The following is a 24,299-nucleotide window of genomic DNA, read 5'->3' as shown; positions in this document are numbered from 1 at the left end:
CGCTCTTCTCAGCATATGAATGCAGAAATTACTTCCTGAATTCAGGGTATGGACGTACTTAAATGCAGAATGCTCTAATCATGAGACTGAATTGGATTGCCATGGGAGCGGCCCTATTATTGATGGTCAGTGCGGGTACCTATGCAGCCAATGCTCAGACTACTACCACGATCAAGATACTTGCCTTTAACGATTTTCATGGCCAGATTGAATCACCTGGAACTTTTGTGACCCCAGAAGGGGCTAGGTCCAATGTTGCAGTCGGCGGTGTGGATTGGTTGGCTGGTTATATCGCCAAGTCTAAAGCCAAGAATCCTACTACCACCGTCGTTTCTGCCGGTGACCTGATCGGTGCTACTCCCCTCGTTTCTGCTCTGTTTCATGACGAGCCGACCATCGAAACCATGAGCATGGCTGGCCTGGAATTCAACGCTGTGGGCAATCATGAATTCGACGAAGGCTTAGATGAGTTAAAACGTATGCAAAAAGGTGGTTGCCATCCTACCGATCCCAATTCTTGTCGCGGCGCTGAAGTGGGCGCGCCAACCGATGACGAGGGAAAATTCAGCGGGGCGAATTTCAAGTTCCTGGCGGCCAATGTGGTGGAAACGAAAAGCGGCCAAACTATCTTTCCCTCCTTCGCCATTAAGACATACAAAGGTGATCTGAAAGTTGGTTTCATTGGCCTGACTTTGAAGGAAACTTCCACTCTTGTTAGCCCAGGTGGCGTGGTTGGCCTGGATTTCAACGACGAAGCAGTTACCATCAATGCTTTGATTCCTGAACTGCGTAAGCTAGGCGCGGAAGCTATCGTGATCTTGATTCATCAAGGCGGTATTGTGCTCTCTAATCAGGATGCCTCCACCATGAACTCATGTGAAGGCAACTTGGAAAATACTCCGCTGAAGCCCATCGTCAATGCCCTGCATGATGATGTGGATCTAGTTATCTCAGGCCACACCCATCAGGCATACAACTGCATGATCACCAACAGCATAGGTCGCTCCATTCCGGTGACCAGCGCTAACTCAATAGGCCGAATCCTGACTGACATTGACATGACCATCGACAATAGATCTGGTCACGTTATCAAGATTAACGCCCAGAACGTTCTGGTCGATCGCAACGACACCAGTGTTACTCCCAATGCAGCGATCAAGGCCGTGGTCGATGGCTATAAAGCCCTGTCGCAACCCATCGCTAATCGTGTGATTGGCTCGATTACTGCCGACATTGTCCGCACTCCAAATGCGGCTGGCGAATCGGCCTTAGGGGATTTGATCGCCGATGCGCATTTGAATGTTACCAAGATTCCCGGTTTTGGCGAGGCCGTGGTGGCTTTTGTGAACCCGGGTAGCATGCGTGCCGATCTTATTTTTCCATCCAGCAACGCCAAAGAAGGTGACGGCAAGATAACCTATGGCGAGGCCTTCCTTGTGCAGTCTTTCGGCAACAGCCTGGTGACTATGACTCTGACTGGCTCACAAATTCACACTCTGCTGGAGCAACAGTTCATGGGCTGCACAGCAGGTTATCTGACAGGCGGTTCCAGTGGGCAACCATTCAACCGTATTCTGCAGGTATCCCATGGTTTTACCTATGAATGGAAAGAAAAGGGCACGCCCTGCGATAATGTTAATCCGACCAGTATCAAAGTTAACGGCATAATGGTTGATCCGGAGAAGAGCTATCGGGTGACTGTGAACAGTTTCTTGGCTGAGGGAGGTGACCAGTTTTACGTTCTTAAAGAAGGTATCGACCGTATGGGTGGTGCCCTTGATCTTGATGCGCTGGAAGCCTATTTCGTCACAAACAGCCCTGTAGCACCAGGACCACAGAATCGCATCACGCTGCTGCCCTGATAATTAGCTGCTCACAGGATTGGTAGGTGCGAAAAACCTGATTTCTTGCATGCAGAAATAATGGAGAACATAACCCTATGACCTTTTCTGATAGTCATGTGCCGTACTGCTTGCAGTAACTCAGCTTCCCTGTTCTGCTGTTTTCCCATGCTTTTAGTTCTTCATCAGTCAAGATTTTTTCTATTTTATCTTTTTTTTCAGGGTGTTGCGCTGATTGAATTCAATTTCTTTATAAATAAACAAACGGTTTTACTAGTGCCAGGCAAGGGTAGGGTTCCCAGTTCTTAGTATTGGATAGCGTGAAAGATCGGTTATTCAGATCAATATCAGACCGTTTTAGCGTTGTAGTCTATTGACTACAGACAGTGATTCCAAAGCCTTTACCGGTTTAGAATACTTCCGCTCTAAAGATTGATCACCTTTTGATAAATCTCATCCCAGTTTTGGTATTCACTCCAATCGTTAGCCCAGTATTTCTGAATGAAATCCATAATAGCTAATTGTTCAGTCTGGCTTAAGGTATGCATTTTTTGTGCGAGTGCTGCATATTCCGGCGTTAAATCCGTGAGTGAAATAGCCCCTTTATCATCCATAATGTCTGTCGCTATACTCAATGGCTGATGAGGTTCTACCCAATTGCCATCGTAAGTACTAAGGATCATTTGCCACTCATCCGTGGTGAGCTTTGGTAGTAATTGAATACTCATGATTGCTCCTCATAATTTTGCTCATTGCTAACAACTCGATTCGCTGTTGAATTAACTGATAAACTGTTTATCTATCGAATATTCTTGCGTGAATAAAATTTCAGATCCTGATCTTCACTTCAATTTGTTTCGCTATCCGAATCAGAGTTCCCGTGAGGGTGACATTATGTATATCACTCAAGCGATCAAATGTTCGCCACCATATTTCTTTGGGCTTTCAACTCATTTTATTCAGGATAACCGGTTTCCAGTCTAGCTGCACCTGCTTTTTATAGGTCTAACCGGTACATTTTTGGTGCGCCATTTGGTACATTGCTAATTTTGTGCTGACTCTACTTGCTACTTACTGTTTTATTTTTATAGTCATTTGCAACATGGATATCTACTTCATGCGCCATGGGCGCACTAACTATAATGATCTTGGTTTGTGTAACGATGATCCCAGCCGGGATGTTCATTTAACAGAAGTAGGTATAGAGCAAGCGAAGTTGGCAGCGCTGGCGCTGCGTGATGTAGTATTTGATCGTATTATTGTTTCGCCCCTGCCACGGACATACCAAACGGCGGAGGTAATAAACTGTTACCACGCAGTGCCAATTGAGGTGCATCCTGATCTTGCCGACATCCGCTCAGGGTTTGATGGCATACCAGTGTCTGACTATTTTTCAGCGATTATCCATGATCCGCTACGAATACGCGTGAATGGTGGCGAATCATTGCTGGACCATAAGCAGCGTGTGTTACGATTTATCGATTGGTTAAAAGAGCAGAAGGATAAAACACTATTGGTAGTCGCTCATGAAGAAACCATGCGGGTATTCGTCGCCTATTTTGAGGGGGGCGTTAAAGATGATCAACTGAGGGATATTCATGTGGGCAATTGTGAATATAAGCATTATGTGTTGAATTGCGCCTAAATTTACCCAGGGTTTGCATCTAAAATTAACCTACCTAAGTGAGTTCGATAATGACTTATTCAGATTGAGATATTTTTGTATATTCTCATTTAGAATTGAAGATACGATAGCCAGTCCCCCCAAAGGAAGCATCCTGGTGAAGTATCCAGATAGGGGTGGGCGGTCAAGTTTATTCAGTTCCGCGATTCACGCCACGCAGCGGAAAAGCTGTCCAATGTAGCAATAGAGCTCAACGCGATTCCGGCTACACCCTCAAATGAGGCTACTGCTTTCAAAGAGAGATTTTCTGGATCAAAGCCAATAAAAATGACGCTCACCAGAAAGGTGAAATTCCAAAGCCCAGGGACTTGCCAGCAGCTCCTTTGATCAGCTTCTCCGCAAAGTGGATAACCAACCCAATTCCGATAATAAAGAGCACTACACGCTATGGAAAGTATTATATTCATCTGTTGTTATTTCCCTTTGCTACTGCGAAGATGGAGAGTGTTCGGATTTTATTATCCACAATTTTCGTGGATAAGCTTGTGAGTAACTGCTTTATGTCGAGGGAGGATAAAGGTTATTTCGAGTGCTTTAAAAAGATGCTAAAGCTTTCTCAGTTCTGGTCGATAATGGATAAATAAGATTCGAAAATACTATTCTCGTATCCCCTCTAACCCGGTGAGTTATATATTGCTCTCTGGGTTATTTTTTATTTTGCGCACTTGCCTTTCAGTAAGACCCTATTCCAATGTAAGCTGACGCATTAGCTCAAGCGTCCGTAGGGAACATGAATGGGGTTGCAAATTGTCGATTTTGCGGTATCGGCGATGGTTCTAGAATTAGGGTGCGGATCAAACAAGCATTGGGAAACTGGGAGAATAGTCTGGCTTACCGATGGCGATGTGTACCTTTAGTGATTATTCATTTGGTATGGTATATTGACTATGAATCTTTTCTTAAACCTAAAGCAACTTGCGTTTCGTCTGAAAGCAGAAACCCTTGCGCTTTACTTCGCGGCACGTGATCCTGCTACTCCTTGGTATGCTAAGTTTCTCGTTGCTGCTATTGTTGCTTATGCGCTCAGCCCAATTGACCTGATTCCAGATTTTATTCCGATTCTTGGTTATCTGGATGATCTCGTCTTGCTGCCCCTAGGAATTGCCTTGGCTATCAAATTGATTCCTCCAGAAGTGCTGGCAGCGTGCAGGGTACGGGCCCAAGAAATCAGCCAGGACGCAAAACCAGTGAGCCGAGTGGCAGGTGGGATTATTATTATGATCTGGTTACTAGTGGGGGTGCTCTGTGTCATGTGGGTTTATGAAGATTTATGAGATCTTCTGCAGCCCTGGAAAAGGGAAAAACCAATATTCTATATTCTAGATTTAGAACACCCTTACGGAAGCGGTATGTAAGCACTGTCCATCTACGGCAGGGTGGAGAGGTGAGTTCGTTGGAGGATGAAATCCATCTTACAATTACAGAAAAGTTTTCATAGGTTTTTAGAATTATTTTTCAAAATGAACTGGGAATAATGAAACAAAAATGAAGCAAGATAATAAAGTTAAAGTTCTCTTTGTTTGCATGGGTAATATTTGCAGATCACCTACTGCGGATGCAGTATTTAGGCATCAAGTCAGGGCTGTTGGTCTGGAGAAGCAGATCTATGTCGATTCAGCGGGGACACACGCTTACCATATCGATGAGCCTCCTGATAGACGTACACAAAAAGCAGCACTGAAAAGAGGGTATAACATGCAGGAGTTGCGCGCTCGGACCGTAGAATTAAATGATTTTGAAGAGTTTCACTATATTCTAGCAATGGATAAAAATAATCTTGCAATACTGGAAGATCGTTGCCCACAACAATATAGTCACAAACTTGATTTATTGATGCGTTACAGCAGTCAATGGGATAAGTATCAGGAAATAGCAGATCCTTACTATGGAGGAAGTCATGGATTCGAGATGGTGCTTGATTTAGTGGAAGATGCCAATCAAGGATTGCTAAGGCATATTGTGGAGGGATTTGCTGAAAAGTGTGATCAGTGACGTTAATTCTGGTCTTTGTGTTGTGCTGATCACAACCTGTTAGAAATTGTGCTAGGTAGTATTTTTGTGCGCATGTTTCAGAATCAATGCCATATCAATCGATGTGGGGCGAATACAATATTATTGTTTGGATTTTCTCCAGTCGGCGATCTTTCTGAATCGTGAGTAGTTCCTGAAATATTGCTAATCTTATCCATTTTCAGTACATTTGATTAGTGCTACATAATCAAGTGGGCATACGAAAGATTCTTGTAGAGCTCATGGTGGACGACGTCCAGGTGCAGGCCGTAAGCCTAAAAATGGAAAGTTTAGGATTCCGACAACGGTGATGCGCGTTCCTCTGGACGAAAAAACAGCCATCATCAACTTTCTTCAAACACGCCAGCAGTTGCAGGAGACTGTGGCATTGCCACAAGAAGTATTATTACCTGCAGCCGAGCCTGCTAAATTACACCTGCCGTTGTTTATCAATCGCGTCCCAGCAGGTTTTCCTTCACCTGCAGATGACCATATCGAAGGTAGAATCGACCTCAATGAGCTGTTGATCCGTAATGATCCGTAATCCTTCAGCTACTTTCTTTGTTCGGGTGCAGGGTAGTTCTATGACGGATGCCGATATCTTCGATGGCGATACACTGGTAGTGGATCGCTCCCTTGAACCTCAGTTAGGTCAGGTGATTATCGCAGTAGTAGATGGGGGGCTCACAGTGAAGCGACTTTCCATCAAGCACAGTAAGGTTTGCTTACTGGCCGAGAATCCAGAATATCCACCCATCGAACTTAGGAATGATCAGGAGTTGATTATTTGGGGTGTTGTGACCAACGTCATTCATCCTGTGAAATAGATTATCATGCGTGCTATCGCACTCATTGATGTCAATAACTTCTATGTATCCTGTGAACGGGTATTCAAGAGCTATAGTCAAATCTGGTGTATAGAGAGTTAAGCGGCTGCCTGTTTTTGATCTCCTGATTGTTTAATACCGTTAACAAATTTGACGCCGGTGATGACATCAGCTAACAGCTTATAACCTCGTAATCGAAACCATTTTTTCTGTGCTGTTTCCATGAGTTTGAACGCCATGGTCAACGTGGTTGTTCTGCTACCACAATTCCTGGTTTTGTCTGTTCTCAATCTGACAGTAGCAAAGACGGATTCAACTGGATTGGTTGTTCTAATATGCTGCCAGTTTTCGGCAGGATAATCATAGAAAGCCAGCATGGAAGCTTTGTCTTTAGCCAGGCACTCCATTGCTTTTGGATATTTCGGGCTGAATCGTTCCATACAATGATTAAATGCCTGATAAGCTTCTTCCCGGGTACTGGCTTGCCAAATATCATGCAAGGCTTTTTTGACCTTGGGTTGCATGGCTTTGGGTAGTTTTTCCAATACATTAGCAGTTTTATGTACCCAGCAGCGTTGCTGGTCGGTTATAAAGCCAGGGTAAAAATTCTTCAATATTCCTGGTGCGCTTCAAGTAGGGTGGCACCAGGCTGCTGTTAAACTTGATGCCAGATTCAGAGCGATCCCGAATCTTTGGTACTTTGACCTCGATAGCTCCCAGTCCTGTCTGAATCGGACGTTCTGGCAGATAACCATTTCTGACTACTGCCGGTTTTCCCTCATCAGTTTTTAAAGTGCTATATTGCTCAATAAAGGCAGCTACTTCCGCTTCAATGGCTGCAGCCAACATTTTGCGGGCGCCTTCGCGGAGAACTTCCTGTAGCAGATCATTTTGATCTGGTTTGTTCAGGTCAAAATGATTACTATCTATCATAGCGGTGTGTCCCTTCTATTGGTGGTTGATCTGCCAAGATCTTTACCAACAGGTTACACCGCTTCCTTCTCCTGTCATACACCAGAAATGATCATAGCTCCTAGCGACAGTTACTATAACCGTCAGTACTAAACCCAGTGTATCCACCAGAATATGGCGTTTGCGGCCATTAACCTTCTTGCCAGCATCAAAACCACGCTGCCCCGCAACCGCAGTACATTTGACACTTTGGCTGTCTAAGCAACCTGCCGTAGGGTGCTTGTGGCGTCCACATCTTTCTCGCAACCGCGAACGCAATAAATGATGAATACGCTCCCATGTCCCGTTGCGTGACCAACAGTTGAAATAATAGTAAACCGCACTCCAAGCTGGGAACTCGCGGGGTAATTGCCGTCATTGACAACCTGTTTTTAAAACATACAAAATTGCATTTACCACCTGGCGTAGACTTACCTCTCTCGGCCTTCCTACTGCTGATACCGGTAGGTGGGGTTTCAAGTAATACCACGCTCCAGAGCTTAGGTTGCTCGGATAACGCTTCTTCCGTTTTTTGGTTGATTCATAAAATGGTGAATGTTAACAAACAGCAAAAATCGCTACATCAGCTAGCTCTCAGAATTTCCAAACAGTTTCTTAGTCAGTTTAGTCCAGAACAGGAAATTTATTCGATTGATGAGTGCTTTCTTGATTTAACGGGATTTCAATCTCGCAATCTGATCGATTATTGTCAGCAGATCAGCAAACGTATCAAACAATGGACTGGCTTGCCAGTTTCTATCGGTATTGGCAGCACCAAAACGCTGGCTAAGCTTGCTAACCATATGGCAAAGAAGAACCTGCAGTTTAATGGTGTTTGCAATCTCACTGCGATGAACGATGCTGATCGGAATAGCTGGTTTTCTCGTATCGAGGTTGGGGAGATCTGGGGGATCGGCCCTAGACTTGCTCCTAAGCTTGCCAAGCTGGGTATCAAGGTGGCACTTGATCTCAAAATGGCCGATCCTATGGTCATACGCAACTATTTTTCCGTTATGGTGGATAGAACCATTCAGGAGTTGAATGGTGTAGTCTGTCTCGGGTTAGAAGAAGTGCAGTTACCTAAGAAACAGATCATGTCATCCCGATCATTTGGTAGGCTGGTAATGGATCTGGAAAGCTTGCAAGAAGCTGTCACGCTATATATAAGTCGAGCAGCGGAAAAATTGCGCCAGCAGCGCTCGTATGCGAGTTTGGTGTATGTATAGTATATATTCGAACCAGCCCGTTCAACAAGAAAAAAGCATATTACAGCAACAGTCTGACTATTCTGTTACCTTCACCAACTGATAATACCATAGCGCTCGTCAGAGCTGCTTTGTGGGGATTGAAGCGTATTTACAGGCCGGGGTATTCCTACCAAAAAGCAGGTGTGACGCTGTTGGAACTGGTGCCAGCAGAGCGCTGCCAGGGAAAGCTTTTTTCTTCAGGTAATTTAGATGATAAATCTAATCAATTAGTGGCTACACTTGACATGATCAATCGTGCTATGGGTAGACAATCAGTGAAACTTGCTTCGGAAAGACTCCGGCAGCCATGGAAAATGAAACAGGAAAATAGAAGTCCTGCTTATACGACAAAATGGGAAGAATTAGTGATTGCAAGATGAAGTATGCTAGCTCAGGTCGAGCTAGCAGTAACCAAGGTGGAAAGTCAGAATATTTGACCATCATCTCACATTCTGGGGACTGAGTATTTATCGGCTTATTTATAAACTCTCTGAAAAAATAAAGCCAATACTCTGCTATATAAAGCCAATATTTCTATTTATTAATCACAAAAATTGAGAGTATAAGTAAATTAAGTTTTCATATATGAATTGATTGTATCCTAATAAGCGCCAATGTGACTCATTTTATTATGCTTATTCTTTGAATATGTTATCGCTACTATACATCCTTAAGAGAACCATATTACCAGTATGGTTTCTCAAATGTAATAAAATTATAAAGGAGAAAATTTATGAAATTACCAACAGCATATTATATTATTCTATCTATTCTTTCATTATTAAATATTCTTGAAGGGATTGCTTAATATAAATAAGCGATAGGTTATTATCAGTAATAATCGCCGCACATTTTATATCATGAAGGGTAATGTGCGGCATTTTTTTATTCTAAATTAATAAAATCTAACTATTCATTATATAAAGTAGAAAATCTATCATATAGTGATAATTTTTTAGAAAGAAAGCATTACACCAACTTTCTTTCTTAAGAATCAAATGGTTCTGCGTTCTAAAATTGCATCCTTGAACAATTTCCTTTCTCTACGTTTCTCCTTTGCTTGCTAATTTATCCCAAAGCTTCCCAATCTGCATAAGTATTAAAGTTCCAATTTTGCCCTCATCATGTTAACTATTGCACCATCCCTTATCGCTGATTTCTGGTGTCGATAGTTCAAATCACTTTACTTAATGCTAGAGAGGTTTTACATTGACCCAGTCTTATGTTATGTGTAAAGTCAAATTCTTGTATTAAATAAGGGTATTAACTTTTCATTTTTATATTTTTAATTTATAAGTCCGAGGAAAGAGGGGGAGAATGAGAATTAATTCTAAATGCAGAAAGAAGGGGATCTTTGCTGTAATCGTGGGATTGTTATTATTTGGCATGAGCTCTGCTGCCGTTCATGCAAATACCACCATGAATTTTCTTGATAAATACGGACTTAATCTTGATCAATACGGGCTTAAAGTTGGTGGTTGGATTCATGGTGGTGCAACATTCAATACGTTTCAGACTGATGGATTTAACGGCCCGGTTACTTTTGCAGATCAGGCTAACCGATTTCAACTCAACCAACTTAATTTGTTCATGGAACGACCTGTAGTAACAGAGGGAAGTTCATGGGATATAGGCTTCCGAGCCGACTTTTTGTTCGGTACCGATGCTATTTTCGCACAAGCCTTTGGAAATCCGGCATTTGATGTAAATAATGGTAGACCTCTCGAGGACAGAGGCAATTGGGATCTTGATATTTGCTGTAACTCCAGTCGTACCTATGGCATCGCCATTCCACAAGCCTTTGCTGAGGTGTACGCTCCCATTACTGACAGCAGAGGTGTCAACGTAAAAATTGGGCATTTTTATACACCGATTGGTTATGAATCGGTTCCAGCGCCTAATAATTTCTTCTACACCCATGCTTATACTATGCAATATGGTGAACCTTTTACCCATACTGGCTTATTGGGTGAATATGCCATTACCGATAATTGGTCTATGGTGGCTGGGGCACTTACAGGGAGTGCGACAGGCGGATGGGATGGTAATTTTGATAAACAATTGGCTAACTGGGGTGGGATAGGTGGATTAACCTGGACAAGTGATGATGGTGATACTTCTCTCAATATCAGCGGTACGGGTAGCACAACTTCCACCCGGAATAGTAGCTTCTGGGGGATGTTCAGTATTGTTCTGAAACATATGATTACTTCAAAAACCCATTTTGTTTTGCAACATGATCATGGTTTTGCAGATAACGTATTGCTTAATAATCTCCATTTTACTAATGTAACCAAGAATGCCGAGTGGTATGGAATCAATATGCACCTTTATTATGATGTGACATCAGATTTGTCGGTAGGTGTGCGGGGGGAATGGTTTCGCGATAGGGATGGGTTCCGTGTATTTTCGCCAGCTCGGGTCTCCCTTGCAACCAACCACTTAGGCGAGAGCTTTGCCTTAGGTGGCTCAACCCAACTTGCTACCAGCTCTCCTTCAGACTATTATGCTGTAACACTGGGTTTGAATTGGAAGCCAGGAAAAATGTTTAATTTTACCGATAGCCTGCGGCAGCTGAATATTCGACCAAACTTTCGCTACGATATAGCAGATCCGCTTCATGGATCATCCTTTAGGCCATTTGGCGGTAATAACGATCAAGTCCTGATGTCACTCGATGCAATACTGCCTTTTTAAAACAACAATTTTCTAGGAGATAGTGAATTGTTAAACTTATTTAAACTATTCAAGAAATGTACCTGCGGGTGCATTTCTTATATTGTCTCTTAGTTTTTGCATACTCTAGCTTAATAGATTCTCTATTAAGAGATTAAAATGATGCCAGACTTGGCAACGTACCATATTGCCGTAGCCCCTGCAGCAGTACACTCATATCTTCCGGTAGTTCAGAATTCCATATCATTGTTTCACCATGCAGCGGATGAACGAAGGCTAGCTGTTGTGCATGCAAAGCTTGTCTCGGGAATCGCATGATCAATCGTGCTATCTCTGGAGGTAGTTTCCTGGTTTTTCCAGTGTAGACCGGATCGCCTACGAGCGGATGGCCCATATTGTGCATGTGTACGCGGATCTGATGAGTCCGTCCGGTTTCCAAGCTGCAACGAAGCAAAGTACAACCATCGAATGATTCTAATATTTGATAGTAAGTACGTGCTGGCTTGCCATGGATAGTCACAGCCATTTTGGTGCGCTGTACAGGATGTCGACCTATGGGAGCATCGATATAACCGTTTTGTTTGACCTCACCTAATGCAATTGCTAAATAATCCCGCTTGACGCTATGCTCTTGCAGTTGCCGCACCAGGCTGGTTTGTGCTTCTATTGTTTTTGCGACAACGAGCAAACCACTGGTATCTTTATCTAGCCGATGGACAATACCCGCTCTTGGTATATTGTTAAGCTGCTTGGAATGATGAAGGAGTGCATTTAATAGTGTTCCCTGCCAATTCCCATTGCCAGGATGGACGACCATTCCTGCTGGTTTATTGATCACAAGTAAGTGATTATCTTCATAAATGATCTCAAGCGAAATTGCTTCTGCAGCATGCGTCTCGTTGGCCCCAACAATATGAGGTCTAATACTAATTTTTTCGTTTCCCCAAATTTTTTGTTTGGGGGTAGCAATCTTGCCATCTACGTTCACACGTTTCTCAAGTATCCATGACTGCAAACGGCTGCGTGACCAGTGGGGTAGTAATTGTGCTAACACGAGGTCTAGTCGAAGCCCGATATAACTTTGGGGCACAACTAATTCAATAATCGATTCAGTTTGGTCAGTCATGCGAATAAAGGTAGCTTTACGTTATAATCTTGAATAGCTTTGTTAGTTTTTACAGGAAATTTCATGTGGTATCGTTTGATTTTAGTTTTGGTTTTTGGGTTGTCAGCATGTGGTTTATTGAAGGAAAAGTCAGCGGACAATAGCCACTGGTCACCTAATAAATTTTACTCTGAAGCTAAGAATGAACTAAATAATGGTAATTATGAGAAAGCGGTCAAATTATTCGAAGCGCTGGAGGCGCGCTATCCTTATGGACGGTATGCGCAACAAGCGCAACTTGAAATTGCGTATGCCTATTATAAAGATCAACAGCAAGCTTCAGCGATTGCGGCAGCAGATCGTTTCATTCAGCTTTACCCCCATCACCCCAATGTTGACTATGCATATTATATCAAGGGGTTAGCTAATTTTCATGATGACTTGGGAATCATGGGTTATATCTCATCGAGAATTATTAATCAGGATATGAGTGAGCGTGATTCGAAGGCATCACGTGAATCGTTTGAAAATTTCAAAGAACTGGTTATCCGCTTCCCGAAGAGCAAGTACACCCCTGATGCGCTTAAGCGTATGGCACATTTGGTTAACGTAGTTGCTAAAAGTGAAATATATGTTGCGCGCTATTATATGAAACGTAAAGCGTATGTTGCTGCAGCCAGGCGCGCGCAATATGTTCTGGAAGAATATCCACAAACACCTGCTACAGAAGAAGCTCTGTACATCATGGCCAAGGCCTATGATGAAATGGGAATGAACGATTTACGAGATGACGCAGAACGTGTCATGAGAAAAAATTTTCCTGAAAGCGAATTCTTTTCGGGTTCTAGTTCGCTAGGAAAAGAGGCTTGGTGGAAAATATGGTAATCATATGAATCTGCCTGGAAGAGAGGATGCTTCTAGCAAGTTGTTGAAAAACGTATTTGAGGCCAGTCGATGATAGGCAAAAACAGGCAAAAAAGCGGAGTTTATACCTGATAAATGAGCATTTTAAACCTGTTTTTAACACCGCAGCGGCAACGTAGATAGTTTTTCAACGTCTGCTAGGCAGATGCAAGCATTACCGAGCCAGCCCACTCATCCTGTAAGCGAACAGCCAGAACATCACATTGCGCATGGTGCAGCACACCACTGGCAGTAGATCCTAGAAGTAATGCAAGGCCGTGCCGTCCATGTGAACCTACTACAATCAAATCAACACCCTCTTCATTCGCGATTCGAATAATTTCTACTTCTGGCTTACCCCAGATTAACCATCGATTGGCGGGATCAATAGTTAATCTATTGGCCGTCTGGATTAATTTGTTTTTTTCTATTTCAAGCAGTTCGTAGGATGAATCCGAATAAAGTGGAATCACTGTGCCATAGGCGGTATCTGGCATTGGAATATTATCCAGTACGTGAATAATGCTCAATTTTGCGTTGAAGAAGGTCGCTAAACGTTCAGCTTTGCGGGCAACATACGTATCCTGATCGGAGAAATCGACTGCTAACAGAATATGCTGATAATCGGCCATAATTACTCCTTTAGTTTGGCAGGATAATGCTGACTGGTAAAAACAATTATTTTACTGCCATGGATACTTGGACAAAAACGAGGAAACGTGTTCCTCATAGTGTCTACTATTGTAAGTATGAATGTTATAGTAGCGGTGTTTATATGGGCAAAAACCAAGATAGTAGCCAAGATTTTTTGCCGATTAAGCTGGATTCGAGAATGCAATTCAAGAAAGACAGCGATGATTTTCATTATTCTGCAAAAATTGCAGGCCGTAATCTGCTTGAGAATTGTCAGCGTAACGCTAAAATCCCAGTAACAAGATCCGTAACAAATAGTTCATGACACAGCTTTTGTTGTGATGAGTCTACTCTATTATGTGTTGCTCTTGCCGAAGGCTTCCTTTTATAGAGAAATAAAGGCTTTATAAAGATTGTAGGAACTAATAATAGTAATCAGAATTCCTACCAGTATGAGTAATGTGCGTGCATGAAATTTCTTGCATAAGATTGCTGCAAAGGGCGCTGCAAATAAACCTCCGAATACTAGACCTATAATAAGTGGCCAAGTGTTAGTCTCCATCAGTAATGCAAAAACGGCTGCACTAGTTAGTGTCAAGAAAAATTCTGCAAAATTGACTGAACCAATTGTTGTGCGTGGATCATTACCCGTGCCTACCAAGGTTGTTGTTACAATAGGCCCCCAACCTCCGCCACCTGCAGCATCCATGAAACTGCCAAAAAGTGCCAGCTTACCTACATGTTTTGGGGCTTCTTTTCGAATACTTAACTGACGAAAGGCTTTACTCAGGATGTAAATTCCTAGCAGAAGCAGGTAAGCTGAAATGAAAGGTTTAAATAATGTACTATCTATATGTGTAACTAATACTGCACCTAATATACCACCCAGTATGCCTGGTGCCAGTAAGCGCGTGAATAGTTGTTTGTTCACGTTGCCAAATTTGGCATGAGCAATACCTGAAACACCGGTTGTGAAAATCTCGGCAATATGGACACTAGCGCTAGCTGCAGCAGGACTTGCGCCTGATGCCAATAAAAAAGTAGTTGCTGTAATGCCATAGGCCATACCCAATGCACCATCGACCACTTGTGCGAGAAAACCAACAGCAACAGCGATCCAGAAAATTCTGCTATCCAGCGTACCGTTAATGATCTGCCAACTATCATCCCAATTCTGTGCAAGGAAGAAGCGACCAATCAGAAATAAAATAAGCGAAACTAAAATAATGACAGCAAACCAGACGGAAGCGCGTAAAAAAGGGTGTGCCTCTAAGTGAGATACAGTGTCTTCAACAGGTGGTAGCCCCAATTGTTGGTGTTCTTCATTTACCGGATTGAGTGTCAGGTCCAGATTGCGGATTTTCATAAGCTTAACTTAATAATCTTAAAATGTTTGGCACTATAGTCTTGCTCGAGAAAAATGAGAAATAATATTAAGTAATAAGCTTATATGAAAAATTTCTAACGCTAATTAGAGTATTCCAATAAATACTATGACTGAACATCTATAAACGCACTCAATTAGCCTTACCGGAGCGCCAGGTGCATTTGATGGTTTTATTGAACACGCCATTGGAAAGCTACTTATCTAGCTAAATGGTATCGAATTAGTCGACTGTACTTACTTAACTTATTACAGTTGAGCCTCTTAAGGGTTTGAATAACGCCACCTATTATGAAATACTCTCAGCTTTTTTATACACCAGACTGTCAACAGCCTGCTTAAATCCTATCAATTATGGAATTAACACTGGCACACTGGCAGATTAAAGCTGATTTTCTCAGATTGTTGCCAGAAGGAAAATTTAAATAATGGAAGCTTCACACAGTTATACCTACAGAGCCTTTGCCCGATGCGCCAGCTTCTCCTACCACTATGCTCCTTGGGTTCTGTTTGCTGCATTCCTGATAGCTGTAGCCAGCACTGTATACATCTCGCGCAATCTTGGTATGAATACCGATACTACAGATATGCTCTCTAAGGATCTGCCGTTTCGTGTTAATAGTATCCACTACAATAAAACATTCCCTCAGGAGATGGATATTCTGCTGCTCGTGCTGGATGCTCCTACACCGGAGCAGGCTTATTCTGCTGCTAATCAGCTTGCAGCGCACTTAAAAAAAGACACCAAGAATTTTATTGATGTTTATGCTCCAAATGTTGATGTTTTTTTTGAGCGCAATGGCTTACTTTACGAGAGTATTTCAGAACTCGAACGCATTACTGATCGCTTGGCAGAGGCACAACCATTAATTGCGCGCATTGCTGATAATCCATCACTCTATACTTTTACCTCAGTGCTTACCGGCGCAATAGAAGAATTAAGAAAAGGGCGTAACTTGGAGCTGGAGCCGGTGTTAAAAAGTATGAGCAATACTCTGGATGCGCGGCTTGCAGGTAAGCCACAGCAGCTATCATGGCAGACACTTTTTCGCGGTGAACCGCAGAAAAATAGCTACCAAGAGATGATTTTAGTAAAACCAAGACCAGATTACTCACAACTTTTTCCAAGTGAACAGGCTATATCTGCAGTTCATGCTGCGGCGATAGATATTGGCTTAACAGAAGATGGTCCAATTCAGCTTCGTGTTACTGGCGATATGGCGTTAGCTGATGATGAACTCAAGAGTTCGCTCAGTGGCATGGAATATGCTGGAATAATCACATTTGTGCTGGTGGGAATAGTACTCTATTTCGCAATGCGCACGATTGGTATGGCACTTGCCGTAGTGCTTTGCTTAACGCTAGGACTGTTGCTCACTGCAGCCTTTGCTACCGTTGCCATTGGTCAACTGAATGTTATCTCTATCGCTTTTGCAGTGCTATACATAGGTCTTGGCGCAGATTTCGCTATTCATTTTTTGCTACGATATCGCGAAATGTTAGAGAATGGTCTGATCTCAACAGAAGCCATGTATAAGGCGGGCGGGGAAGCCGGGAGTGCGCTGGCTGCATGTACTATTGCCAACGCTATTGGTTTCTATGCATTTATCCCGACCAGTTACAGTGGGGTGGCAGAGTTGGGGGTAATCTCTGGCACAGGTATGCTGATCAGCCTGCTGGTTACCTTTATTATAGGTCCTGCTTTGCTACGATATTTGTCAAGACGACCTACCCCTGAAGCGGGCATAAAAGGGTCTCTGGGCAAAGTGCTTGAGTTCTCGTTGAAGTGGCGCAAATTGACGTATGCCGCTACTTTAGTGTTGTTACTTATTGCTATAGCACTATTGCCCCAGATAAGGTTTGACTACAATCTGCTTAACATGCAAGACCCGGAAGGAAAAGCGGTGCAGACTTTTCGGAAGTTACTAGCATTACCTGAACATTCACCTTGGCACGCAGTCGTGTTAACTAAGGATCGTGAAGAAGCGCGACAATTAAAAGAACGCTTGGCTGAGCTTCCTGAAGTAGGCAAGATAGTTACATTTCTTGATTTTGTACCAACGGAGCAGGAAGAGAAACTCTCAGCCATTGAGGAAATGGCGCTTATAATAGGCCCACTCATATTATCATTGCCAGAGCCTTCGACAGATAAGCAAATGGTGGTACAGCAGTTGGAAGCATTGAATAAGTTAAATGCGGCGTTAGACCGCTATATTAAGGAACACCCCGGATCCTCCTTATCTGACTCTGCGCCTACTCTCAAGGCATCTCTTGCAGAGCTGTTTATCCGGCTAGACATGATGGATCTCAGTGATAAGGAAAAATTACTGCATTCAATAGAAGAAGATCTGCTTTCCACATTGCCTGTTTCGATTCAGCGATTACGCACTTCGATTGAAGCTACACCCTTTAGTGAGCAAGAGCTACCCGAATCACTCACTAGACGCTGGCTAAGCCATACAGGAGAATATCGAATCGCTGTTTATCCATCAGAAGATATCGGCGATAATGAAACATTAACTCGCTTCGTAAGATCAGTACAGCAAATAGCACCGAATGCTACCGGAATGCCGGTGGTAAGTCTTGAGGCAGGCGAAGCAGTAGTAGAAGCATTTGTTCAGGCTTTTTCCCTGGCGCTGGTAGGGGTCGCAGTAGCGCTTTTGATATTATTGCGCAGCATAAAATATACTTTACTAGTGCTGATTCCTCTTTTGCTGTCTAGCATATTTACCGGTGTCTTCACTGTCTTGTTGAATATACCGTTTAACTTTGCCAACATTATTGCCTTACCGCTATTACTTGGCCTTGGTATCGATAGCAGTCTGCATATGGTGCACCGGAGCTTGGATAAGAAGCAGGAAAGTGAAATTCTGATTCACACCAGTACCGCGCGCGCTATTTTTTATAGTGCTTTAACTGCTTTGGTCGATTTTGCAAGTCTCATGTTCTCATCGCACAAAGGTACCGCCAGCATGGGTGCATTACTTACCGTTGGGCTAACCTTTACTTTGATTTGTACTCTCATCATCTTACCTACATTGCTGCGGATTCCTGCTCAGTATGCAAAGTCATGAATCCCGGTTACGTTAAATTTTTCAGCTAAATGATTATGTAAATCAACCAACTTGATCTTCTGAGCTATGTGGGATTGAAAATCGGTTCTTGATAACTCAGAAAACAGAATCCTAATTTATTTCAATCTACTTCATTGTTTTTTATGGTGGTATTTGAGATATTCAATTATGGGTGGCGATATCGATAGAATGATAATTGCGAAAATAATAAACTTGAAGTTGTTCTGAACAAATGGGAGTTGTCCAAAATAATAGCCGGCATAAATAAATAACCCTACCCACAGTACAGCGCCAATTATGTTATACACGATGAAAGTACGATAGGGCATAGTTCCAATACCAGCGACGAATGGAGCGAATGTGCGAATAATGGGAATGAAGCGTGCGATGATAATTGTTTTACTTCCGTGTTTGAGGTAGAAAGCGTGAGTCTTGTCTAAGTACTCTCGTTTAAAGAAGCGAGATTCTTGCGAGGTAAAAACTTTTGGTCCGATTTTTTTACCTATCCAGTAATTCACAGTATCCCCCAAAATACCTGCGATGCACAATCCAACAAGTAAGAGATGCGGATTGAGTTGTGAATTTTGTAACGATGCGAGAGAACCCGCTGCGAATAATAGGGAATCACCCGGCAAGAGAGGAAACACAACAAGTCCGGTCTCACAAAATATAATCAAGAAGAGAATTCCATAGATCCATAGTCCATATTCTGATGCGAGTGCATGCAGATACTTGTCAATATGGAGAATAAAGTCAATAAGAAACATGAGCGCAGGAAAAAATAATTTTCTTTTTTAAGAAGGATGGACTGGAAAATCCAGCATGCTATCAAACACATTGATAAGCAGTCAAAAAAAATATTTAGCTTAAGCGATAAATTACCACCAAAAGTTTAGGATTTGTAATTGGTAGCAATGTCGTAAATTTGAATTCTGATGATCGACATGATATTTTCATGCAGATCTTCACGAATAAAAAGTGTTGAAGTTTCACAACCTTAATTCTTTTTGTATGCGGCAACATCAAATGAAAAGAATCATAAAATTCTTTTTTCACTTAATATCGGCTGCTCTCTATTTGTTATATTCGACTATACTGCCTATTTATTACTGATCATTCTGAATACATAAAGGCTTATATCTTTAGATACCAAAATTGAATTGGCAATATTTCCACTAGTTAAAATAACCTTACCTTAAGCCTTAATCGATAAAACTAATCCACTCATGTCTGAATTATGCAAGAACAGATAACACCCTCGGTAAAAATAAAAAATGAAACCGAGACAGAACCAATCAAAACTGTTGAGGTAGACGGTCACAAAATTACGATCCTCGGTACCGCACATATTTCCCAAGCTAGCGCAGACAAAGTGAAAGAATTGATTGCCACTGGTGAATTTGATGCGGTTGCTGTCGAATTATGCCCAAGCCGTCATAAGGCTATCGTTGATCCGGATCTATTAAGCAAAATGGATCTCTTCCAAGTTATTCGAAAAGGTCAAGCAAGTATGGTTGCTGCCAGTCTAGCGCTAGGAGCTTTTCAGCAGCGGATGGCTGAACGATTAGATATCGAACCTGGCGCAGAAATGCGAACTGCTATTAAAGACGCTACGGAAGCCAAACTACCGGTTTTACTGATTGATAGAGAGATTGGAACCACTCTTAAACGTATTTACCACAACATACCCTGGTGGAGACGTATGGAGTTATATAGTGGTTTGCTGGCCAGCATTATTACACGGGAAACAGTGAGTGCTGAAGAAATCGAGCGATTGAAAGAAGGTGATGTGTTGGAAAGCGCTTTTTCACAGTTTGCAGAAAACGAAAAGCATCTATTTAAGCCCTTGATTAGTGAACGGGATGAATATATGTCGGCACGCCTCTTGAAAGAATGCAGGGAAAACAATTATAAACACACCCTTGCAGTGGTAGGTGCTGGACACTTGAAAGGGATTGAACAAATCATGGTGGACGGTAGGATTAACGATCCGGATATAACTATTCAGCAGCTTGACACCATTCCAGAATCCACAAACTGGCTTAAATTTCTACCCTGGGTGATCGTAACCTTGGTACTGACTGGCTTTACAATAGGATTCATGCGTAGTCCTGAGGTTGGTATGACAATGATAATCGATTGGATACTCATCAATGGTGGTTTGGCTGCTTTAGGTGCTGCCATTGCATTTGCCCATCCACTCACAATTTTAACTGCTTTTCTAGCTGCCCCAATTACCTCACTTGATCCCACAACAGGGGTCGGAATGTATACAGCTTTAGCAGAGGCTTATTTACGTAAACCCACAGTAGGTGATTTTAGTCGTCTTAGAAGCGATACAACTAGCCTAAAAGGCTGGTGGCACAATCAAGTAACACGTATTTTACTGATATTTCTGCTTTCTTCATTCGGATCCGCTATTGGCACATATATAGCAGGTTTCAAAATACTTGAACTAATCACTGGTAGCTGATACCTATTAAGAAAACCTTGAATAAGCAGCCAAATAGTAAAATAAGGGTTTGAATAATCGAGAGTGATTGCTCTTATTGTTTTAGTATGATTCTGATTAATAAAGAAAAAGTAGAAATATTTTACTGCCATAGGTACTTGGACAGAAACGAGGAAACGCGTTCCTCATAGCTTCTGCTGCCGTAGGTATACATGTTATAGTGACCTGCACCTGGGACAATCCACAGTTCTTTGGGCTGAAGAGCGGCATCAAATAAACGCTCAGCCTCGGATTGCGTCGTATGTCTGTCGTGTGTTCCTGAAATCAAGAGGATAGGGGTATTCAGATTACTTATCCGATCAATGGGATTGAGTTGATCGGTTGAAAGATCCAAAAGCAAGGATAGGTAGGATAATAAGAAAGGCTTAAGCCATATGCCGAATTCACCGAGATGAAGTTTTAGTCGATTCTCAACGGCTTCTTCAAATGTCGGATGAAGAGATTCTAGCACAACGGCATTGAGCCTCAAGGGGGGATCTGCCAGCGTGATCGCGGCTGCGCCCAGGGTGACGCCGATGGCGGCAATGCGTTCACCGGGAAAATTGTCCCGCAGATAGTCAACAGCAGCTTTGACATCTTTCGACTCACGCACACCAAAAGTAATTCGTTCGCCCGGTGTTTCCCCATGAGCTTGCAGATCAATCAATAATACGCTGTATCCTTGCGCATTTAAAAATCTGGCTCTGCCAAGCATTTCCAGGCGATTGCTGCGGATGGAGTGGACAAGCAGTACTGCACCGTGACCCCTGATGCCCCGTGCCAGCCAGCCATGGACTTTGTGGTCCTGGCCAGCTGGAATCTGCACTGATTCCACCGGAAAATCGGGTATCAAGACGCCAACAGCGGTGGATGCGGGGCTGGTTAAAATCTCGCCCATGATAACAATGCCAATAACGGCAGCGACCAGAATTGAAGTGATTTGAATCAGAATCAAGCGATACATTGTTTAGAGTTTGATGAATAACTTGTTGAAAATTATGAGGTGAATATCTGGTCAAAACTCATGTTCTTATACCATGCTTAGGTAACATATTCTATAGTGCGAATAAGAGCGGCATATTTTCTTGGCTGACCGGGATGAAAAATTAGCATACAGAAGAAGTGCGTGTATGATAAGGATGGCATAACATTAAGCAATGATTGTTGATATTTAGGCCTTATCCTGAACTCATTCTATTTCTAAATTAAATATGACATGAAGGTCAGCCGTAAACAGTATAAATAATAAGGCAAAGAGAAACCGATAAAGTCGGGTTTGATTTAGAAATAAAATAAGAGGTGAGAGCTTATGACAGTACCTGGCAATCAGCGTTTTATTTTGGCTGTTCAACTGACACAACCGGAGCGCTTTCGTGAGATTTTTGGCGAGGCAATCGTCAAGTTTGCTTATGTGGATATGACATATGATATTCAACTTTTATCCGAAGTTCTGTTACAAAAATATCAATGTTACGGCTCGATCGCTTCATCTTATTTCGGACGCTGGTACAGGGTATTTAGTCCTAAAGCTTCCTTGATGTCTTTTGACATGGCGGAGCAAATCCCGCTATTACAGGAAGTAGGTACAGCAAAGATGCATGAATTGCTGATCACCAATTTCGGGCAAGCAACTGGCAGTCGGCAAAATTTTAGATTATTGATTCTACCTGCCCCAGAATTGCTTGATGAGAAATCGATTAACCAAGCCATCGATGATGCGCTTAAGCTTGCTGCTGATGCGAGCCTGCTTTTGCATGGGAATCAAACCAGGGAAATCCTGCAACGATTGATTGAGCAGGATCAGCTGCAATGCTATTTTCAACCCATCTTTTCACTTGCTGATCAAAAAATCGTCGGCTATGAAGCGTTATCACGAGGACCAGTCGATTCAGTTTTTTATACGGCAGATGCCCTATTTACCGCCGCCAGGCAGTTTGGTATGACGCAAGTGCTGGAATTTGCCTGCCTCAAACAAGCAATCAATTGGTTGACTGACATTCCTAAACATTTATGGATATCAGTCAATCTGGGGCCAGAGCTATTTATGTCGCATGAGTTCCAGCAATATTTATCCAATCCATATATCAAGCCTTTGTTATCACGCATTGTTTTCGAACTGACAGAACATCTGCCAATTGAATCGGCTGTAAAGCTGCATAGCGTGATGGCAGATTTCAGGAACAACGGGCTTAAGCTTTCATTGGACGATACGGGCTGTGGTTTTTTTGATATGACGACGGTCGAGGAATTGCGCCCTGCAATTGTTAAATTATGCATTACTGTAGTCAGCCGCATTGGTCGTAAAGACGGAGTCGAACGGGAGATGTCAGAAACGATTCGAGCGATTACCGCGCTGGGTGGGCAAACTTTAGGGGAAGGCGTGGAAAATGCTTATCAGGCTGAGGTGCTCAAGCGATGTGGCGCAACCCTAGTCCAGGGCAATTTTTTTGGGTTACCAAAACCAGCAAAAGAATTATTTTTAACTGAAAGGTTGTGATTAAATCTACTGCACACTCCAATCGTTGTGTTGGGCGGTACTCGCTTCTCGCCTATCTATTTGATATGTAGCTACGCTAAAACTTCGTTTTCTCATCGCTGCGTTCCGTCCGCCTTGCGCTTGGAGTGTTCGCTACGATTTTTTAGCGAAACTCATTACATTCGTTTTCACTACCTTTGAGAGTGTGCGAAGTTACTAATGAACCAATGACATGGACGCAGATCCCGATTGCAACAAAAGTGTCTTGATCAATCCGCTACCGATCATTATGGTGATCTTGCTTGCAATAAGTGTGCTGATCAAGAATATTCAGCTGGAAAGTGCCCGCCCCAGTGATGTCGAGTGGATGAAGTTTGTTCCGATCAAACAGCAGAGTACTGACGCATTATGAGCAAGCGCTGTTACTGCCATTGGGTGGTTTTGGTGGAGCGCAGTTGATTGATTATCTATTCACATTTTAATCTACGTAGTTGACTTTATTTGCTAGACCGGTTGATCATTATTGAATGAAATTTTTATCAATATTTTAAGGGGAGATAGTATGAGTATGACAAGGCGGTTGATTAGCTCAGGTTCCATCTTTGAAGAAGAAATTGGCTATTCACGTGCAGTTGTGGAAGGGGACTGGATTTTTGTTTCAGGAACGACAGGCTTTGATTACTCCACCATGACCATTTCGGATGATTTACTTGAGCAGGCCGAGCAGTGCTTCAAGAATATCGAATCAGCCCTACGACAGGCCGGCTCCGGTTTGCAGGACATCGTACGGGTGACTTATGTACTACCCAATGCGGCTGATTTTGAATTGTGCTGGCCAGTTTTTCGCAAGTATCTCGATAAGGTTCGCCCGGCGGCCATGATGATCGCGGCTGGCTTATCCGATCCGCGCATGCGAATTGAAATTCAGGTAACCGCACGCAAGAGCCCCTAAGGTAACCATATCCAGGTACCTGTATTTGTTGCATATTCAGCGTGA

The 24,299-nt window shown here is 42.7% G+C and carries 23 protein-coding genes and 3 pseudogenes; 16 read left to right on the top strand and 10 right to left on the bottom strand.

What is annotated here, in order from left to right; genetic code table 11:
- Nucleotides 1–62: 62 nt before the first annotated feature.
- Complete coding sequence (locus R2Q26_RS09170; protein WP_317535990.1) at nucleotides 63–1,862, top strand: bifunctional metallophosphatase/5'-nucleotidase; 1,800 nt, start codon at nucleotides 63–65, stop codon at nucleotides 1,860–1,862.
- Between the two features lie 404 nt (nucleotides 1,863–2,266).
- Here the strand turns inward: R2Q26_RS09170 and R2Q26_RS09165 are convergent, their stop codons facing one another.
- Nucleotides 2,267–2,569 (bottom strand): hypothetical protein, encoded by a 303-nt coding sequence (locus tag R2Q26_RS09165; RefSeq protein ID WP_317535989.1) that lies wholly within the window; start codon nucleotides 2,567–2,569, stop codon nucleotides 2,267–2,269.
- 374 nt (nucleotides 2,570–2,943) lie between these two features.
- On the opposite strand from R2Q26_RS09165, the gene R2Q26_RS09160 reads away from it, so the two are divergent.
- A complete protein-coding gene (locus R2Q26_RS09160) occupies nucleotides 2,944–3,486 on the top strand; it encodes a histidine phosphatase family protein (RefSeq protein ID WP_317535988.1) in 543 nt (180 codons plus the stop codon).
- A gap of 173 nt (nucleotides 3,487–3,659) precedes the next feature.
- Here R2Q26_RS09160 and R2Q26_RS09155 read toward each other — a convergent pair whose 3' ends face one another.
- The gene (locus tag R2Q26_RS09155) at nucleotides 3,660–3,932 is read right to left on the bottom strand and encodes a hypothetical protein (RefSeq protein WP_317535987.1); all 273 of its coding nucleotides are present in this window, start codon (nucleotides 3,930–3,932) and stop codon (nucleotides 3,660–3,662) included.
- Nucleotides 3,933–4,475: 543 nt separating this feature from the next.
- Between R2Q26_RS09155 and R2Q26_RS15535 the strand changes: the two are divergent.
- From R2Q26_RS15535 to R2Q26_RS09135, 4 genes and pseudogenes are all read left to right on the top strand, one after another.
- Nucleotides 4,476–4,662, top strand: a pseudogene (locus tag R2Q26_RS15535) (YkvA family protein); the annotation flags it as partial.
- Nucleotides 4,663–5,010: 348 nt separating this feature from the next.
- On the top strand, nucleotides 5,011–5,517 hold the full coding sequence (locus tag R2Q26_RS09145) for a low molecular weight protein-tyrosine-phosphatase (RefSeq protein ID WP_317535985.1): 507 nt from the start codon (nucleotides 5,011–5,013) through the stop codon (nucleotides 5,515–5,517).
- Nucleotides 5,518–5,842: 325 nt separating this feature from the next.
- Nucleotides 5,843–6,079 carry a hypothetical protein gene (locus R2Q26_RS09140; RefSeq protein ID WP_317535984.1) on the top strand — a complete coding sequence of 79 codons (237 nt, stop codon included), beginning with the start codon at nucleotides 5,843–5,845 and terminating at the stop codon, nucleotides 6,077–6,079.
- On the top strand, nucleotides 6,069–6,362 hold the full coding sequence (locus R2Q26_RS09135) for a translesion error-prone DNA polymerase V autoproteolytic subunit (protein ID WP_317535983.1): 294 nt from the start codon (nucleotides 6,069–6,071) through the stop codon (nucleotides 6,360–6,362). The genes R2Q26_RS09140 and R2Q26_RS09135 overlap by 11 nt, the downstream gene beginning before the upstream one ends.
- Before the next feature lie 98 nt (nucleotides 6,363–6,460).
- Here the strand turns inward: R2Q26_RS09135 and R2Q26_RS09130 are convergent.
- The 3 genes and pseudogenes from R2Q26_RS09130 to R2Q26_RS15530 all read right to left on the bottom strand — a co-directional run.
- Nucleotides 6,461–7,295 (bottom strand): annotated as a pseudogene (locus R2Q26_RS09130) (transposase).
- Between the two features lie 42 nt (nucleotides 7,296–7,337).
- Nucleotides 7,338–7,580, bottom strand: coding sequence for a transposase (locus tag R2Q26_RS09125; RefSeq protein WP_317535982.1), 243 nt, complete (start codon nucleotides 7,578–7,580; stop codon nucleotides 7,338–7,340).
- Nucleotides 7,581–7,658: 78 nt separating this feature from the next.
- Nucleotides 7,659–7,793: pseudogene (locus tag R2Q26_RS15530) on the bottom strand (transposase); the annotation flags it as partial.
- 68 nt (nucleotides 7,794–7,861) lie between these two features.
- On the opposite strand from R2Q26_RS15530, the gene R2Q26_RS09120 reads away from it, so the two are divergent.
- The 3 genes from R2Q26_RS09120 (at nucleotide 7,862) to R2Q26_RS09110 (ending at nucleotide 11,257) form a co-directional block, all read left to right on the top strand.
- Nucleotides 7,862–8,539 (top strand): hypothetical protein, encoded by a 678-nt coding sequence (locus tag R2Q26_RS09120; protein ID WP_411182334.1) that lies wholly within the window; start codon nucleotides 7,862–7,864, stop codon nucleotides 8,537–8,539.
- The gene (locus tag R2Q26_RS09115) at nucleotides 8,473–8,940 is read left to right on the top strand and encodes a DUF4113 domain-containing protein (RefSeq protein WP_317535991.1); all 468 of its coding nucleotides are present in this window, start codon (nucleotides 8,473–8,475) and stop codon (nucleotides 8,938–8,940) included. The genes R2Q26_RS09120 and R2Q26_RS09115 overlap by 67 nt, the downstream gene beginning before the upstream one ends.
- A gap of 937 nt (nucleotides 8,941–9,877) precedes the next feature.
- Entirely contained in the window at nucleotides 9,878–11,257 is a 1,380-nt protein-coding gene (locus tag R2Q26_RS09110) for a porin (RefSeq protein WP_317535980.1), read from the top strand.
- Between the two features lie 133 nt (nucleotides 11,258–11,390).
- On the opposite strand, the gene rluD is transcribed toward R2Q26_RS09110, so the two are convergent.
- Nucleotides 11,391–12,362, bottom strand: a complete 972-nt coding sequence (gene rluD, locus R2Q26_RS09105) for a 23S rRNA pseudouridine(1911/1915/1917) synthase RluD (RefSeq protein WP_317535979.1) — start codon at nucleotides 12,360–12,362, stop codon at nucleotides 11,391–11,393.
- A gap of 63 nt (nucleotides 12,363–12,425) precedes the next feature.
- Here rluD and R2Q26_RS09100 point away from each other — a divergent pair, with 63 nt between their 5' ends.
- Nucleotides 12,426–13,226 (top strand): outer membrane protein assembly factor BamD, encoded by an 801-nt coding sequence (locus R2Q26_RS09100; protein WP_317535978.1) that lies wholly within the window; start codon nucleotides 12,426–12,428, stop codon nucleotides 13,224–13,226.
- 176 nt (nucleotides 13,227–13,402) lie between these two features.
- Here R2Q26_RS09100 and R2Q26_RS09095 read toward each other — a convergent pair whose 3' ends face one another.
- On the bottom strand, nucleotides 13,403–13,876 hold the full coding sequence (locus R2Q26_RS09095) for a universal stress protein (RefSeq protein WP_317535977.1): 474 nt from the start codon (nucleotides 13,874–13,876) through the stop codon (nucleotides 13,403–13,405).
- Between the two features lie 26 nt (nucleotides 13,877–13,902).
- Between R2Q26_RS09095 and R2Q26_RS09090 the strand changes: the two genes are divergently transcribed.
- Complete coding sequence (locus tag R2Q26_RS09090) at nucleotides 13,903–14,202, top strand: hypothetical protein (RefSeq protein ID WP_317535976.1); 300 nt, start codon at nucleotides 13,903–13,905, stop codon at nucleotides 14,200–14,202.
- Between the two features lie 60 nt (nucleotides 14,203–14,262).
- On the opposite strand, the gene R2Q26_RS09085 is transcribed toward R2Q26_RS09090, so the two are convergent.
- Nucleotides 14,263–15,243, bottom strand: a complete 981-nt coding sequence (locus R2Q26_RS09085; RefSeq protein WP_317535975.1) for a sulfite exporter TauE/SafE family protein — start codon at nucleotides 15,241–15,243, stop codon at nucleotides 14,263–14,265.
- Nucleotides 15,244–15,689: 446 nt separating this feature from the next.
- On the opposite strand from R2Q26_RS09085, the gene R2Q26_RS09080 reads away from it, so the two are divergent.
- Nucleotides 15,690–18,335: an MMPL family transporter gene (locus R2Q26_RS09080; protein WP_317535974.1), complete on the top strand. Its 2,646-nt coding sequence runs from the start codon at nucleotides 15,690–15,692 to the stop codon at nucleotides 18,333–18,335.
- A 131-nt stretch (nucleotides 18,336–18,466) separates the two neighbouring features.
- Here R2Q26_RS09080 and R2Q26_RS09075 read toward each other — a convergent pair whose 3' ends face one another.
- Complete coding sequence (locus R2Q26_RS09075) at nucleotides 18,467–19,102, bottom strand: DedA family protein (protein WP_317535973.1); 636 nt, start codon at nucleotides 19,100–19,102, stop codon at nucleotides 18,467–18,469.
- A gap of 470 nt (nucleotides 19,103–19,572) precedes the next feature.
- On the opposite strand from R2Q26_RS09075, the gene R2Q26_RS09070 reads away from it, so the two are divergent.
- Complete coding sequence (locus tag R2Q26_RS09070; RefSeq protein ID WP_317535972.1) at nucleotides 19,573–20,808, top strand: TraB/GumN family protein; 1,236 nt, start codon at nucleotides 19,573–19,575, stop codon at nucleotides 20,806–20,808.
- Between the two features lie 121 nt (nucleotides 20,809–20,929).
- Here the strand turns inward: R2Q26_RS09070 and R2Q26_RS09065 are convergent, their stop codons facing one another.
- Nucleotides 20,930–21,790: an alpha/beta hydrolase gene (locus R2Q26_RS09065; protein WP_317535971.1), complete on the bottom strand. Its 861-nt coding sequence runs from the start codon at nucleotides 21,788–21,790 to the stop codon at nucleotides 20,930–20,932.
- Between the two features lie 345 nt (nucleotides 21,791–22,135).
- Between R2Q26_RS09065 and R2Q26_RS09060 the strand changes: the two genes are divergently transcribed.
- From R2Q26_RS09060 to R2Q26_RS09050, 3 genes are all read left to right on the top strand, one after another.
- Nucleotides 22,136–23,323: an EAL domain-containing protein gene (locus R2Q26_RS09060; RefSeq protein WP_317535970.1), complete on the top strand. Its 1,188-nt coding sequence runs from the start codon at nucleotides 22,136–22,138 to the stop codon at nucleotides 23,321–23,323.
- Nucleotides 23,324–23,534: 211 nt separating this feature from the next.
- Entirely contained in the window at nucleotides 23,535–23,714 is a 180-nt protein-coding gene (locus R2Q26_RS09055) for a hypothetical protein (protein WP_317535969.1), read from the top strand.
- 150 nt (nucleotides 23,715–23,864) lie between these two features.
- Entirely contained in the window at nucleotides 23,865–24,254 is a 390-nt protein-coding gene (locus R2Q26_RS09050; protein WP_256329213.1) for a RidA family protein, read from the top strand.
- Nucleotides 24,255–24,299 lie beyond the last annotated feature (45 nt).

The sequence above is a fragment of the Nitrosomonas sp. Is37 genome (genome assembly GCF_033063275.1).
Taxonomy (GTDB): Bacteria; Pseudomonadota; Gammaproteobacteria; order Burkholderiales; family Nitrosomonadaceae; genus Nitrosomonas.
Note: the sequence above shows the minus strand (reverse complement) of the source record. Positions and strands in the feature narration are given on the sequence as shown.

Bases quoted from the DNA above. Each gene is read 5' to 3' on its own strand.
- R2Q26_RS09065 (WP_317535971.1), bottom strand. From the start codon at position 21,790: ATGTATCGCTTGATTCTGATTCAAATCACTTCAATTCTGGTCGCTGCC.
- R2Q26_RS09100 (WP_317535978.1), top strand. From the start codon at position 12,426: ATGTGGTATCGTTTGATTTTAGTTTTGGTTTTTGGGTTGTCAGCATGT.
- R2Q26_RS09155 (WP_317535987.1), bottom strand. From the start codon at position 3,932: ATGAATATAATACTTTCCATAGCGTGTAGTGCTCTTTATTATCGGAAT.
- R2Q26_RS09055 (WP_317535969.1), top strand. From the start codon at position 23,535: ATGGACGCAGATCCCGATTGCAACAAAAGTGTCTTGATCAATCCGCTA.
- R2Q26_RS09080 (WP_317535974.1), top strand. From the start codon at position 15,690: ATGGAAGCTTCACACAGTTATACCTACAGAGCCTTTGCCCGATGCGCC.
- rluD (WP_317535979.1), bottom strand. From the start codon at position 12,362: ATGACTGACCAAACTGAATCGATTATTGAATTAGTTGTGCCCCAAAGT.
- R2Q26_RS09075 (WP_317535973.1), bottom strand. From the start codon at position 19,102: ATGTTTCTTATTGACTTTATTCTCCATATTGACAAGTATCTGCATGCA.
- R2Q26_RS09090 (WP_317535976.1), top strand. From the start codon at position 13,903: ATGCTGACTGGTAAAAACAATTATTTTACTGCCATGGATACTTGGACA.
- R2Q26_RS09120 (WP_411182334.1), top strand. From the start codon at position 7,862: ATGGTGAATGTTAACAAACAGCAAAAATCGCTACATCAGCTAGCTCTC.
- R2Q26_RS09070 (WP_317535972.1), top strand. From the start codon at position 19,573: ATGCAAGAACAGATAACACCCTCGGTAAAAATAAAAAATGAAACCGAG.
- R2Q26_RS09145 (WP_317535985.1), top strand. From the start codon at position 5,011: ATGAAGCAAGATAATAAAGTTAAAGTTCTCTTTGTTTGCATGGGTAAT.
- R2Q26_RS09050 (WP_256329213.1), top strand. From the start codon at position 23,865: ATGAGTATGACAAGGCGGTTGATTAGCTCAGGTTCCATCTTTGAAGAA.
- R2Q26_RS09160 (WP_317535988.1), top strand. From the start codon at position 2,944: ATGGATATCTACTTCATGCGCCATGGGCGCACTAACTATAATGATCTT.
- R2Q26_RS09110 (WP_317535980.1), top strand. From the start codon at position 9,878: ATGAGAATTAATTCTAAATGCAGAAAGAAGGGGATCTTTGCTGTAATC.
- R2Q26_RS09165 (WP_317535989.1), bottom strand. From the start codon at position 2,569: ATGAGTATTCAATTACTACCAAAGCTCACCACGGATGAGTGGCAAATG.
- R2Q26_RS09135 (WP_317535983.1), top strand. From the start codon at position 6,069: ATGATCCGTAATCCTTCAGCTACTTTCTTTGTTCGGGTGCAGGGTAGT.
- R2Q26_RS09085 (WP_317535975.1), bottom strand. From the start codon at position 15,243: ATGAAAATCCGCAATCTGGACCTGACACTCAATCCGGTAAATGAAGAA.
- R2Q26_RS09095 (WP_317535977.1), bottom strand. From the start codon at position 13,876: ATGGCCGATTATCAGCATATTCTGTTAGCAGTCGATTTCTCCGATCAG.
- R2Q26_RS09060 (WP_317535970.1), top strand. From the start codon at position 22,136: ATGACAGTACCTGGCAATCAGCGTTTTATTTTGGCTGTTCAACTGACA.
- R2Q26_RS09170 (WP_317535990.1), top strand. From the start codon at position 63: ATGCAGAATGCTCTAATCATGAGACTGAATTGGATTGCCATGGGAGCG.